Source organism: Streptomyces sp. NBC_01003 (genome assembly GCF_045162695.1).
In the GTDB taxonomy this organism is placed as follows: Bacteria; Actinomycetota; Actinomycetes; order Streptomycetales; family Streptomycetaceae; genus Streptomyces.
In genome coordinates, this window is sequence record NZ_CP108707.1 from 3,668,338 (window position 1) to 3,681,373 (window position 13,036).

General features: G+C 70.4%; 7 protein-coding genes and 1 pseudogene. 2 read left to right on the forward strand and 6 right to left on the reverse strand.

Features of this window, described 5'->3' with window-relative positions; genetic code table 11:
- The first annotated feature begins 25 nt into the window (after positions 1–25).
- The gene (locus tag OG698_RS16695) at positions 26–1,669 is read left to right on the forward strand and encodes a cytochrome bc complex cytochrome b subunit (protein ID WP_406103760.1); all 1,644 of its coding nucleotides are present in this window, start codon (positions 26–28) and stop codon (positions 1,667–1,669) included.
- 15 nt (positions 1,670–1,684) lie between these two features.
- Here OG698_RS16695 and OG698_RS16700 read toward each other — a convergent pair whose 3' ends face one another.
- The 3 genes from OG698_RS16700 to OG698_RS16710 all read right to left on the reverse strand — a co-directional run bounded on the left by OG698_RS16700 (position 1,685) and on the right by OG698_RS16710 (position 7,281).
- Entirely contained in the window at positions 1,685–2,560 is an 876-nt protein-coding gene (locus OG698_RS16700; protein WP_406103762.1) for an LLM class flavin-dependent oxidoreductase, read from the reverse strand.
- A gap of 228 nt (positions 2,561–2,788) precedes the next feature.
- On the reverse strand, positions 2,789–4,162 hold the full coding sequence (locus OG698_RS16705; RefSeq protein ID WP_406103763.1) for a hypothetical protein: 1,374 nt from the start codon (positions 4,160–4,162) through the stop codon (positions 2,789–2,791).
- A gap of 92 nt (positions 4,163–4,254) precedes the next feature.
- On the reverse strand, positions 4,255–7,281 hold the full coding sequence (locus OG698_RS16710) for a glycoside hydrolase family 3 protein (RefSeq protein WP_406103765.1): 3,027 nt from the start codon (positions 7,279–7,281) through the stop codon (positions 4,255–4,257).
- Between the two features lie 279 nt (positions 7,282–7,560).
- Between OG698_RS16710 and OG698_RS16715 the strand changes: the two are divergent.
- Positions 7,561–9,039 (forward strand): annotated as a pseudogene (locus OG698_RS16715) (glycoside hydrolase family 30 protein); the annotation flags it as partial.
- A 78-nt stretch (positions 9,040–9,117) separates the two neighbouring features.
- On the opposite strand, the gene cimA reads toward OG698_RS16715, so the two are convergent.
- The 3 genes from cimA to OG698_RS16730 all read right to left on the reverse strand — a co-directional run bounded on the left by cimA (position 9,118) and on the right by OG698_RS16730 (position 13,026).
- Positions 9,118–10,743 carry a citramalate synthase gene (gene cimA, locus OG698_RS16720; RefSeq protein WP_100595006.1) on the reverse strand — a complete coding sequence of 542 codons (1,626 nt, stop codon included), beginning with the start codon at positions 10,741–10,743 and terminating at the stop codon, positions 9,118–9,120.
- 294 nt (positions 10,744–11,037) lie between these two features.
- Positions 11,038–12,354, reverse strand: coding sequence for an MFS transporter (locus tag OG698_RS16725; protein ID WP_399971977.1), 1,317 nt, complete (start codon positions 12,352–12,354; stop codon positions 11,038–11,040).
- A gap of 117 nt (positions 12,355–12,471) precedes the next feature.
- Positions 12,472–13,026: a TetR/AcrR family transcriptional regulator gene (locus OG698_RS16730; RefSeq protein WP_100595177.1), complete on the reverse strand. Its 555-nt coding sequence runs from the start codon at positions 13,024–13,026 to the stop codon at positions 12,472–12,474.
- Positions 13,027–13,036: the final 10 nt, after the last annotated feature.

Here is a 13,036-nt window from a genome sequence, read left to right on the forward strand (position 1 = left end):
AGTGCCCAGGGGAGGAGCGAGCCTGATGTCCGAGAGGACCGCGCAAGGCAGCACGGGGACCACGCGGGAGAGAGGGCCGGCACCGGCCGGTGAGCACCTCGCGGACTGGGCGGACGGCCGGCTCGGCCTGCACACCCTGTCCAGGAAGTACCTGCGCAAGGTATTCCCGGACCACTGGTCGTTCCTGCTCGGCGAGGTCTGCCTCTACACGTTCGTGATCCTGGTCCTGACCGGGGTCTATCTCACCCTGTTCTTCCACCCGTCGATGAACGAGGTGGAGTACCACGGCAGTTGCGTCCCCCTCAACGGGATCCAGATGTCCGAGGCGTACGCCTCCACGCTCGACATCAGCTTCGACGTGCGGGGCGGACTGCTGATCCGGCAGATCCACCACTGGGCGGCGCTGATCTTCGTCGCCGCGATGCTCCTGCACATGATGCGGCACTTCTTCACGGGCTCGTTCCGCAAACCGCGCGAGCTGAACTGGGTGTTCGGCTGGACACTGCTCCTGCTCGGCCTGTTCGAGGGCCTGTTGGGGTACTCGCTGCCGGACGACCTGCTCTCCGGTACGGGCATGCGCTTCCTCGACGGGGCGATCCTGTCGGTGCCGATCGTGGGGACGTATCTGTCGATGTTCCTGTTCGGCGGTGAGTTCCCGGGACACGACATCGTGGGCCGGTTCTACTCGGTGCACGTGCTGCTGTTCCCCGGCATCATGGCGGCGCTCGTGGTGACCCATCTGATCCTGGTCGTCTACCACAAGCACACGCAGTTCCCGGGTCCGGGAAAGACCGAGCGGAACGTCGTGGGGGCGCCGTTCTTCCCCGTCTACCTCGCCAAGGCCGGCGGCTTCTTCTTCCTGGTGTTCGGCGTCGTCGCGTTCCTCGCGGCCGTCGCGTCCATCAACCCCGTCTGGAACTACGGGCCTTACCGGGTCGACCAGGTGTCCACGGGGGCGCAGCCCGACTGGTATCTGGGGTTCGCGGAGGGGCTGCTGCGGGTGATGCCGGGGTGGGAGATCACGCTGTGGGGGCACACGCTGGCCCTGGGCGTGCTCGTCCCGCTGGTCGTCTTCCCCGCGGTGCTCGTCGTGATCGGCGTGTATCCGTTCGTGGAGGCCTGGGTCACGGGCGACCGGCGCGAGCACCATCTCCTGGACCGGCCGCGCAACCGGCCGGTGCGCACAGGGCTCGGGGTGGCCTGGCTGACGTTCTTCCTGGTGGCCCTGGTGGGCGGCGGCAACGATCTCTGGGCCACCCACTTCCGTGTGTCGCTGAACGCGGTCACCTGGTTCGTGCGCGTCGCCCTCGTCGTAGGCCCGGTGATCACCTTCGTGATCACCCGGCGGATCTGCCTGGGACTGCAGAGCCGCGACCGCGAACTGGTGCTGCACGGAAGGGAGTCGGGCCGCATAAAGCGCCTCCCGCACGGCGAGTACGTGGAGATCCACGAGCCGCTCACCCAGGCCCAGCTGCACACCCTGACCGCCCACGAACAGCCCCCGGCCCTGGAGAGCGGGCCGGAGACGGACGTGAACGGCGTGCGGCGGCGCACACCCCGGGCCGAGCGGCTCCGGGTGCGCCTCTCGCGCGGCCTCCACGGAGAGGGCGCGCAGGTGCCGAAGCCGACCGCGCGGGAGTACGAGGAGGCGCAGCGCGAGCACCGGTGAGGCAGGCGGGTGGCGTCAGAACAAGACGTCGGCCAGGCGGTCGACCTGGTCGGGGTCGGTGCCCCAGCAGTAGAGCATCACCTCGTCCGCGCCGATGTCCGCGAAGCCGGAGACTGCCTCGCGGATCTGCTCGGGAGCGGCGAGCATGCGCTCGGCCGATCCCGCGGCGCGCGGGTCGAAGCCGTAGTACGCGGTGATGGCGTCGCGGGCACGGGCGATCAGGTCGTCCGGGCCGAGCGCCACATTGACCTGGGCGACCAGGCGCGGGCGGCCGGGGCGGCCGTGCTCGTCCCAGAGCCGCTCCACATCGCGGAACATCGCGTCCATCCACTGCGTGGGCAGCGCGGCGCCGAGGAAGCCGTCGCCAAAGCGGGCCACGCGGGCGAGGGCCGCCGGTGCGAAGCCCCCGAAGAGGATCTCGGGGCCGCCGGGGGTGACGGGGGCCGGGCCGATCGGGCCGATGCCCTCGGCGTCGTCGTAAGGATGGCCCGCCCAGGTCCGCCGCAGGGTCTCCATCTGCTGGTCGAGGCGGCGGCCGCGGTGGCGGATGTCGATGCCCGCGGCACGGCAGTCGTCCTCGCGTCCGCCGACGCCGATGCCGAGCGTGAAGCGGCCGCCGGACATCCGGTCGAGGGTCGCGGTCTGCTTGGCGAGCAGGGCGGTGCCGTGGTGCGGGGCGAGCAGGACCTCGGTCTGGAGCCGGATGCGGGAGGTGGCTCCGGCGAGAGTGGCGAGGGTGATCAGGGGCTCGGGGTTGTCGTAGACGAGCCGGTCGAGGAGGCCGAGCGTGGAGAAGGGGGTCGCGTCGGCGCGGCGGGCCCAGTCGAGCAGGACGGCGGGGTCGTCGACGGGCAGGCCGAGGCCGATACGCGGGGTGGCTTCGGTACGCATGGGGTGGAGCTCCTTCGGAAGGGGGCATGCGGAATGTCGCTGCCGCCCCTCCGGGACCGCGCACGGTGTGTACGTGCCGGCTTGCTTCCCGTCTGCGGCGTACTTCTGGGGAAGCGGTTCGTAAGAGTGTGGTCAGGCTAGCGGAGGCACCGGCCCTCGCGCCTCCCCTTTCTTGGACCGGCAGAGCTCTTGGACCGGCAGAGCGCTTCTCTTGGACCGGCAGAGTGCTCAGAAGCCGCCGCCGAAGTCCCCGCCTCCCCCGAAGTCGCCTCCGCCGCCGAAGTCCCCGCCGCCTCCGAAGTCCCCGAAGTCGTTCGAGTTGAAGTCCGCCCCCGAGTAGTCCCCGCCGTCATATCCGGCTCCCGCGCCGAAGTCGCCGTATCCGGAGCCGTAGTCGGCCGCGTAGGCGGGGCTCGCCATCATCGAGCCGAGCACCGTGCCGAGGAGGAGCCCGGGCAGGATGCCGCCGCCGAAGTAGCCGCCCGCCCAGGGACCGTAGGCCGGGCCCGCGTCGTAGTAGGGGCGGCGCTCGCCGTGACCCGTGTCGACCGTGCGGACCATGGGGTCGACGCCGTCCTTGAGCCGGGTCGCGTCGGCCGCGCAGACCGGGACCTCGCGCTCGGCGCCGGACGGGGGCGCCCACAGCGCGTCCGTCACGGACGGCCCGTGCCGCGGGTCGAAGAAGCAGGGCACCCGGCGCTCGGGCAGCGGCCTGCCCTCACGTCGCGCCGCCAGCATGGACAGCGAGAACCGCCCGTCGTCCAGGGCCTCCGTCACCCCGCGCACCTCCTCGGGGCGCTGGGCGGCGGCCATGAACTGTTTCGCCTTCTCGTACGAGTCGAGCGCCCGCTCGTAGTCGGCGCGCATCGCGTCGTCGGCGCCGGGCTCGGCGGGGTGGAAGTCGAGCCGGTCCAGCTCCTCGCCGAACGCCGTGATGTCCTCGTCGACGACCACGCGGAGCTGCTCCAGGGCGGCCCGCTGCTCGTCCTCGCGCTGACGGCGCCGCCTGCGGGACACGGCGTACGCGGCGCCGCCGCCCGCGACGACGACCGCGCCGATGCCGATCAGGGCGCCGACCGGTGCGCCGTTGTCACCGCCGCCGCCCGCGCCCCACGCGGAGGGCGCGGAGCCGCTCGCGTTGCGGACGGCCGTGTCGACGAAGTCGTTGAGCTGCGTGGTGACGTTCTCGCCCTGGACGCTGGTCGTCAGATTCTTGACCGCGTCCTGGGACATGACCCGGCTGTCGGCCCTGGCGTCGAACTGCTGGCCGAGACGGATCGCGTAGACGCCGGTGACACCGGTCTTGGTGCGCAGGTCGGTGAAGAGGTCCTGCTTGGGGAAGTCGGCGGGCAGGACGGCCACCATGACGGGCTTGTCCGCGTCCTTGATCTTCTTGGTGAGGGCGTCGGCGTCCCCGGCGGACAGCTGCGCGGAGGCGGCGGGGTCGACGTACACAGGGCTCTTCTTGAGGGCGTCGGCCACGGTCGAGACGTCGGAGGCAGCCGCCTGGACCCCCGGTGTCACCGCCGTCATGGCCCCCAGGGCGAGGAGTGAACCGGACAGGACGGATATCAGGCGCGATGCCCGACGGGTGGGCCTCATACCTCGACGCTAACCCAGGAGGGGACCGGATGCCGTATGTACCGCAAGGAGGGGCCCACCGCACTCGGTGGTGAGCCCCTCCTTGCGCCGTCTCACGCGGCGCGGTACGCCTCGGTCAGCTTCGCGACCGCGTCCGCGTAGCGCCCGGACAGGAGCAGGTGGTCGGCGTCGGCGAACGGCTTGGCCACCGCCGGCGTGATGTCCTGTCCCACCTTCTGCTGGACGAGCAGCCGCGCCCTGCCCACGACCGCCCGGCCCGCCTCGGCCGACCCGGCCTTCTGCGCCGCGGCGGCCGCCAGGGCGAGGGCCTTGAGGGTGAGCGTGCCGCCGCCCGGCGGGGTGCGCAGCGTCGTCAGGCCCCAGCCGAAGGGGAACTGCGGGTCGTACGCCGTGTCCCCGACGTTGATCGGCAGCTGGGCCTCCGACCTCGGCCAGGTCACAGGCAGCTGCCCGGTGAACGGCTTGGCCCCGTACAGGACGTCCGCGACGCCGTCGCCCTCCGTGCCGGGCAGCCAGGACGCGACGAGCGCGTCGATGTCGCCGAGCCGGTCGCCGATGAGCTGCGGGCGCCCGGAGACGATGAGCACGGCGCACTTCATGGCGCCGCACACCTTGTCCACGGCTGCCTGGTCGGCGGCCGTGAGCTCCAGGTCATTGCCGTTGCCGACGTCGCCGATGCCTTCCGCGTACGGGGTCTCGCCGACCACGACGACACCCACGTCATAGCCGTCCGTGGGCGCGGAGGCGTCCTTGGAGTAGCTGATGGTGGCGCCGGGTGCGGCCTTCTTCATGCCCTCCAGGACGGTCGTCCCGTCGGTGATCTTTCCGGACGAGCCCTGCCAGGTGACGGTCCAGCCGCCGGTCTGGTTGCCGATGTCGTCGGCGTTGGACCCGGCGACGTACACCTTCTGGCTCTTCTTGAGGGGGAGCACGCCGCCCGCGTTCTTCAGGAGGACCTGGGACTCGGCGGCGGCGGTGCGGGCGACGGCGCGGTGTCCGGCCGAGCCGATGGCGGCGGCGCCGCTGGTGTCGGCATACGGCTTCTCGAAGAGGCCCAGCTTGAACTTCTGGGTCAGGATCCGCGAGACCGCGTCGTCGATCCGCTTCTCGCTGATCCGGCCGGCCTTCACCTCGTCGATCAGCGTCGTCCGGAAGTCCTTGTACGCGGACGGGACCATGATCATGTCGAGGCCGGCGTTGACCGACGTACGGACGTCGGACGCGTAGTCGCCGGGGAGCTGGTCGATGGCCTGCCAGTCGCTGATGACGAAGCCGTCGAAGCCCATGCGGTCCTTCAGGACTCCGTTGATCATGGCGGCGTCGGCGTGCATCTTCACCGGGCCCTCGTCGTCGCCGATGATGTCGAGCGACGAGTACGAGGGCATGACCGTGCCGACCCCGCGGTCCACGGCCTCCTGGAACGGCGCGAGGTGCACCGCCTCCAGCTCCTGCCGCGTGACCTTCGTGACGCCCTGGTCGATGGTGTACGAGCCGGTGGTCGACGAGCCGTACTCCGTGCCGCCGTCGCCCACGAAGTGCTTGGCGGTGGCGAGGACCTTGTCGTCCCGGTCGAGATCCTTGCCGCTGCGTGCCCCTTGGAGCCCCTGGACGACGGTCTCCATCTGCTTCACGAGAGCGGGGTCCTCGCCGAAGGACTCGTACGACCTGCCCCAGCGCTCGTCGCGCGTGACGCACAGGCAGGGCGCGAAGTCCCAGGGGATGCCGGTGGCGCGGACCTCGGCGGCCGTGACCGCGCCCGCCTTCTCGGCCGTCCCCGGGTCGCGGGTCGCGCCGATGCCGATGTTGTGCGGCAGGACCGTGGCGCCGACGAGGTTGTTGTGACCGTGCACCGCGTCCACGCCGTAGATCAGCGGGATCTGGAACCGCGTCGCCTGCGCCCGGAGCTGGAAGCCGTCGATCATCTTCGCCCAGGCCGCGGCGGTGTTCGGCGTCGGTGTCGAGCCGCCGCCGGAGAGCAGCGAGCCGAGGTCGTACGCGGCGATGTCGCCGCCCGTGCCGACCGCGTTGCGCTCGGCCTGCGTCATCTGGCCGGCCTTCTCGTCCAGGGACATCCGGGACAGCAGATCTGCGACGCGCCGCTTTACGGGGAGCTTGGTGTCGAGGTAGGGCAGGCCGTGGGCGTCGATCACCACCTGCGGGGTCTCGGCGGGCGCCTTCGCGCCGGTGACCGTCAGCTTCAGGGGGATCGTCTCGGCGGACTCGGCCGCCTTGTCCTTGAGGGTCGGTACGGACACGGTGTGCGCGGCACCCGAAGCGGTACCTGCCGGGAAGGTGAACTCACCCTTGACCGGCGTGTAGTCCGTGCCCGCGCCGGCGCTGCCGCCCGCGCTCTCGTACGCGACCGTGACCGGCTCGGCGAGCGGCGCGGAGCCCGTGGTGGCGACCGAGATCGGCACGCCGGCCGTGCCGCCCTCCTTCACCGGGTAGACGGCGGCGCCCGTCAGCACCTTCGTGGTCAGGGCGGGGTCGGCCTTGCCGTACAGCTCGACGCCGTCCATGGCGAAGGTGCCGGGCGTGCCGGTGGGCAGGGTGAGCGCGTAGCCCCACATCTCGGTGAGGCCGAGGTTCTGGTCGATGCCGCCGACGGGCTGGTAGTCGGTGCGGTACGTGAAGTCGGTGAAGGGGATCTCGACCTGGTGCCAGCCGGTCCACTCGTCGGTGAAGGAGGTCGTCCACAGCTCGGACGCCTCGCCGTTCGAACCGCCGTCCTTGATCTCGAAGTTGACCCGCTTGCCGCTGTTCTTCCCGTCCCACCAGAAGCGGATGCCCTTGTGCGCGGACCAGTCGTGGCCCGGCTCGTTCGCGGCGAAGTCGTGGGTGAAGCCGCCGTAGCCGCTGATGTCGTACGTCCCGGAGAGGACCTTGTCGCCTTCGGGGGCGTCTCCCCGCGCCGCGAGCTCCAGCTTGGGCGGGTCGTCGCTGTCGCCGCCCCACGTAAAGATGCCCTCCGCGGGCTGGGAGGCGAAGGCAACCTCGCCCTCGAAGCGGTCGACGGGCACCGGCGGCGGTTCCTCGGCGCCGGTCGCCGCGCCCGCCGAGGCGAGCGGGAGCAGCCCCGTGAGCAGGGCTGCGGAGACGAGCAGGGCGGTTCTTCGCATGGACTTCCCTTCGGCCGGTTCGGGTACGCACCGCAACCTCTGGGGGTGACGGGAGTCCCTGGTGAAGCTCATGACTTAGCTCACGCCGTGAGTTAACTGGCGCCCCGTGAACCCGTCAAGACTTCACGTCAGAACCGGTGCACAGCCAATTCCCGCTGGGTTACCGGGCAGTTGAGCATTCAGTTTCTGAACGCGCGCCCCCTTGACTCCCGTTCGCAGCCGTCATTTACTCACGCCTCGCACGCCCCATCTCCTCACCCCCACGAAGGGCGGCGCACCATGAGAACCCCCAGAAGAGTCCGTTCGGGGCCGCGCCGGGCGGCCCGTCTGCTCGCCGCAGGGCTGCTCACGACCGCGGGCCTGACCGGGCTCGTAGCCTCCCCCGCCCAGGCCGCGGGCGAGCCGGTCACGGCCTGGCTCACGACCACGGACGACGCCGGCGGACGCCATGTCGTCCGCGGCCTCGAACAGCAGGCCCCGTTCTCCTTCCAGGCGGGCACCGGCGGCGGTGGCGAGAACATCACCGTCGACGACAACACCCGCTACCAGACCTTCACCGGCGGCGGCGCCTCGTTCACGGACACCGCGGCCTGGCTGATGAACAGCAGCGGAGCCCTGTCACCGGCCACGCGCGACGCCACGATGCGCAAGCTGTTCTCCCCCACCGACGGCATCGGCCTGTCGTTCCTGCGCAACCCGATGGGCGGCTCCGACCTGGCCCGTTTCGGCTACACGTTCGACGACGTGCCCGCCGGACAGACCGATCCCGACCTCTCCGAGTTCTCCGTCGCCCACGACCTCGCGGACGTCCTGCCCCTCACGAAGCAGGCCCGTCAGCTCAACCCGAACGTCACCGTGATGGCCTCCCCGTGGACCGCGCCCGCCTGGATGAAGGACAGCGGACAGCTCAACGGCGGCTGGCTGAAAGCGGAGGACTACGGCACCTACGCCTCGTACTTCGTGAAGTATCTCCAGGCGTACCGGGACCAGGGCGTCCCGGTCGACTACGTCAGCGCGCAGAACGAGCCGACGTGCTGCGGTGGTTACCCCTCGATGAGCTGGAACGCCTCGGGGCTCGCCTACTTCACCAAGAGCGAGCTGCTGCCGAAGCTCGCCGCCGCCGGTCTGAACACCAAGGTGCTCGCGCACGACTGGAACTGGGACACGTACGACGGGTACGCGGCACAGACCGTGGACGACGCGGCGGTGCGCTCGCACCCGAACTTCGGCGGGATCGCGTGGCACGGCTACGGCGGCGACGTCGCCAAGCAGAGCGCGATCCACGACCGCTACCCGCAGCTCGACGCCTTCGGGACCGAGCACTCGGGCGGCACATGGATCGCCGACCAGCAGCGCGAGGACATGCTCAACATCGTCGACTACACCCGCAACTGGGCGAAGTCGGTGACCAAGTGGTCGCTCGCCGTGGACCAGGACATGGGTCCGCACAACGGCGGCTGCGGCACCTGCACGGGGCTCGTGACCGTGCACAACGGTGACGGGCGCAGCGGACAGGTCGACTACACCGTCGAGTACTACACGATGGGCCATCTGACGAAGTTCGTCCGGCCCGGCGCCCAGCGCATCGCGTCGACCGGCAGCTCCGCCGTGCCGAACGTCGCCTGGCGCAACCCGGACGGCTCGAAGGCGCTCATCGCGTACAACGGCGGCACGTCCGCGAAGACGGTGACCGTCAACTGGGGCGGCCAGCACGCCACTTACTCGCTGCCCGCGAAGACGTCGGCGACGTTCACCTGGTAGCGAACCGGTAGCCCGGGCAACACAGAGCCGGAGGGGCCGACCACGGCCCCTCCGGCGTCCTCACCTGTGCTGTCTCTACTCGACCGGCTCGACCCCGGCCCGCAGAAGCCCGTACGTGTAGGCGTCCTCGAGAGCGCCCCACGACGCGGCGATGACGTTCTCGGCGACGCCGACGGTGGACCACTCGCCCGCGCCGTCGCTGGTGGAGATCAGCACGCGGGTCGTGGAGGACGTGCCGTGCTTGCCCTCCAGGATGCGGACCTTGTAGTCGACGAGCTCCAGCTTGGCGAGCTGCGGGTAGATCCGCTCCAGGCCGACGCGCAGGGCGCGGTCGAGGGCGTTGACCGGGCCGTTGCCCTCGGCCGTGGCGACGATGCGCTCGCCCTTGGCCCACAGTTTCACGGTCGCCTCGTTGGCGTGGCTGCCGTCGGGGCGGTCCTCGACGATGGCCCGCCACGACTCGACGCGGAAGTAGCGGCGGGCGCGGCCCTCGGCCTCCTCGCGCAGGAGGAGTTCGAAGGAGGCGTCGGCCGCCTCGTACGTGTAGCCCTTGAGCTCGCGCTCCTTGACGCGCTCGACGACGCGGCCGACGAGCTCGCGGTCGTCGGAGATGTCTACGCCGAGCTCCTTGCCCTTGAGCTCGATGGACGCGCGGCCCGCCATGTCGGAGACCAGCATGCGGATGCGGTTGCCGACGAGGTCCGGGTCGATGTGCTGGTAGAGGTCCGGGTCGACCTTGATCGCCGAGGCGTGCAGGCCCGCCTTGTGGGCGAACGCCGAAACTCCCACGTACGGCTGATGCGTGGAGGGCGTGAGGTTGACGACCTCGGCGATGGCGTGGGAGATGCGGGTCATCTCGCGCAGTGCGCCCTCGGGGAGGACCTTCTTGCCGTACTTGAGCTCCAGGGCGGCGACGACCGGGAAGAGGTTGGAGTTGCCGACGCGCTCGCCGTAGCCGTTGGCCGTGCACTGCACGTGGGTCGCGCCCGCGTCGACGGCGGCGAGGGTGTTGGCGACGGCGCAGCCGGTGTCGTCCTGGGCGTGGATGCCGAGGCGGGCCCCCGTGTCGGCGAGGACCGTGGCGGTGATCGCCTGGACCTGCGCGGGCAGCATGCCGCCGTTGGTGTCGCACAGGACGACCACGTCGGCGCCCGCCTCGTGCGCGGCCGTGACGACGGCCTTGGCGTACGTGGGGTTGGCGCGGTAGCCGTCGAAGAAGTGCTCGCAGTCGACGAAGACGCGGCGGCCCTGCTCGCGCAGGTGGGAGACGGTGTCGCGGACCATCTCCAGGTTCTCCTCGAGCGTGGTGCGCAGGGCCAGTTCGACATGGCGGTCGTGCGACTTGGCGACCAGGGTCACGACCGGTGCGCCGGACTCGACGAGCGCCTTGACCTGCGGGTCCTCGGACGCCTTGGCGCCGGCGCGGCGGGTGGCCCCGAACGCGACGAGCTCCGCGTGCTTGAAGTCGATCTCCTGCCGGGCGCGGGCGAAGAACTCGGTGTCGCGGGGGTTGGCGCCGGGCCAGCCGCCCTCGATGAAACCCACGCCGAAGTCGTCCAGGTGCCGGGCGATGGTCAGCTTGTCCGCGACGGTCAGATTGATGCCCTCACGCTGCGCGCCGTCGCGCAGCGTGGTGTCGAAGACGTGGAAGTCGTCGTCGACGCGGGAAGCGGGGAAATGGTCGTCGGTTGCGTCCGTCATGCTGATCTGGCTCCTGTGTCGGATCTCGGTCTACCGGAATGACCGGCTCCACCGTCCCCCTATGATCCCTCGCGCTCCGGTCCTGGCGTGTGGTGGTCCAGGAAACGAAAAAACCCCTCGCGGGTGCGAGAGGTCTGCGCGCGGGTCGAGACGACGATGTCCGCCCGTACGTGGTCGTACGTGGCGGTCACTGCGGACCGGCGCGCCTGCTGCCAATAATCATGGCGAACGAGAGCACGTCGGCAGTCTGCCACAGCCCGGGCGTGGCCCGGACCGTGGTCTCACGATGTGGGCTCAGACGGCTTCGGCCGCGCGCTGCTCGGCCTCGGGCACGGCGGCCTCGACCCGGTTCAGGTCGATGTCCCTCGTCTCGCGCATCGTCAGGTAGACGATCAGCGACACGGCGGCGCACCCGGCGACGTACCAGTAGAAGCCCGACTCCAGGCCCGCGTCCTTGAACCACAGGGCCACGTACTCCGCGGTGCCGCCGAAGAGCGCGTTGGCGATGGCGTACGGGAGGGCGACGCCGAGGGCGCGGATGCCGGTCGGGAACAGCTCGGCCTTCACGCACGCGTTGATCGACGTGTAGCCGGTGACGACGACGAGGGCGAGCAGGGCGAGGCCGAGGGCCGGCCAGAAGGAGCCCGCGTGCTTGAGCATCGTCATGATCGGCACGGTCAGGAAGGTGGAGCCGACCGCGAAGGTGATCAGGAGCGGGCGGCGGCCGATCCGGTCGGACAGCTTGCCGGCGAGCGGCTGGATGCAGGCGAAGACGATCAGCGCGCAGAACGAGACGAGCGTCGCGGTCTGCTTGCTCAGCCCGGCGGAGTTGGAGAGGTACTTGGTGAGGTACGTCGTGTACGTGTAGTACGCGACGGTGCCGCCCATCGTCAGGGCCATCACGAGGAACGCCTCGCGCTTGTGCGCCCACAGCGCCGTGAGGGTGCCCTTGCTGTCGGCGCCCGCGTCGTCGGCGGACTCCTCGTAGACGTCGGACTCCAGCATGTTGCGCCGCAGATAGAAGATGATCGCGGCGCCGAGCGCGCCGATGATGAACGGGATGCGCCAGCCCCAGCTGTGCAGTGCGTCGTCGGACAGGGTGCGCTGGAGGACGATCTGGAGGCCGAGGCCCACGATCTGCCCCGCGGTCATGGAGACGTACTGGAAGCTGGACGCGAAGCCGCGCCGGCTCGGGTCGGACGCCTCGGTGAGGTAGGTGGCGCTGGCCGCGTACTCGCCGCCGACCGAGAGGCCCTGCAGGAGGCGGGCGATGAGCAGGACGACGGCGCCGCCGTACCCGGCGACCGCGTAGGTGGGCGCGATCGCGATGAGGACGGCGGACGCCGACATCAGCGTGACGGTCAGGGTGAGCGCCGCTTTACGGCCCTTGCGGTCACCCACCCTGCCCAGCAGCCAGCCGCCCACGGGCCGCATGAAGAAGCCGACGGCGAAGATGCCGGCCGTGTTCATCAGCTGTGCCGTGGGGTTCCCGTCGGGGAAGAATGCTCCCGCGAAGTACGTGGCGAAGCTCGCGTACACGAACCAGTCGAACCACTCGACCATGTTCCCGGCCGACCCGACCAGGATCTTCTTCCATTGCTCTCGTCCCATGGGCGGCCACGGTGCCGGAATGCTTCGCTCCATGACAAGGGTGTACGGCGCAACGATCACGCTTACTTGTGTTCATAGTGTTCATGGAACATCAGCGGGTGCGGCGCGCACGAAGGGCTACGCGGGGTTCTTGACCAGTGCCTCGTCCAGGAACTCCCGTACATGGGAAAGGATTTGGGCCCGGTCCGTGCCGCGCAGGCCGATCGCGACATGGATGGAGAAGCCGTCGAGCAGCGCCCGCAGCCGGGACGCGAAACGGTCGGGGTCGAGCGGCGGGAGCTCGCCGCGCGAGGTGCCCTCGGCGAGCAGCGCGACGAGGTCGCGGTGCCAGGCCAGCTCGATCGCGGCCTGCCGCTCGCGCGCGTCGCCGTCGGCCTCGGCGTTCTGCGAGCGGTTCCAGACCTCCAGCCAGAGCGTCCAGTGCGGGTCGCCCTGCGCGTCGGGGACATACAGGTCGACGTACGCGTCGAGACGCTCGCGGACCGTGCCGCCACCCGACAGGAGCCGCGCCCGCTCCGCGCCGAGGCGGCCCTCGCTCCACTCCAGGGTGCGCAGGAGCAGCTCGTCCTTCGAACCGAAGTAGTAGAGGAGGTGGCCGCTGCTCATGCCGACCTCGCGGCCGAGCGCGGCCATGGTGAGCTTCTCCAGGCCGCGCTCGGCGATCATCTCCATGGCTGCGGCG

Excerpts from the sequence above, each read along its gene's own strand:
- OG698_RS16695 (WP_406103760.1), top strand. The coding sequence starts at position 26 with ATGTCCGAGAGGACCGCGCAAGGCAGCACGGGGACCACGCGGGAGAGA.
- OG698_RS16700 (WP_406103762.1), bottom strand. The coding sequence starts at position 2,560 with ATGCGTACCGAAGCCACCCCGCGTATCGGCCTCGGCCTGCCCGTCGAC.
- OG698_RS16705 (WP_406103763.1), bottom strand. The coding sequence starts at position 4,162 with ATGAGGCCCACCCGTCGGGCATCGCGCCTGATATCCGTCCTGTCCGGT.
- OG698_RS16710 (WP_406103765.1), bottom strand. The coding sequence starts at position 7,281 with ATGCGAAGAACCGCCCTGCTCGTCTCCGCAGCCCTGCTCACGGGGCTG.
- cimA (WP_100595006.1), bottom strand. The coding sequence starts at position 10,743 with ATGACGGACGCAACCGACGACCATTTCCCCGCTTCCCGCGTCGACGAC.
- OG698_RS16725 (WP_399971977.1), bottom strand. The coding sequence starts at position 12,354 with ATGGGACGAGAGCAATGGAAGAAGATCCTGGTCGGGTCGGCCGGGAAC.
- OG698_RS16730 (WP_100595177.1), bottom strand. The coding sequence starts at position 13,026 with ATGGAGATGATCGCCGAGCGCGGCCTGGAGAAGCTCACCATGGCCGCG.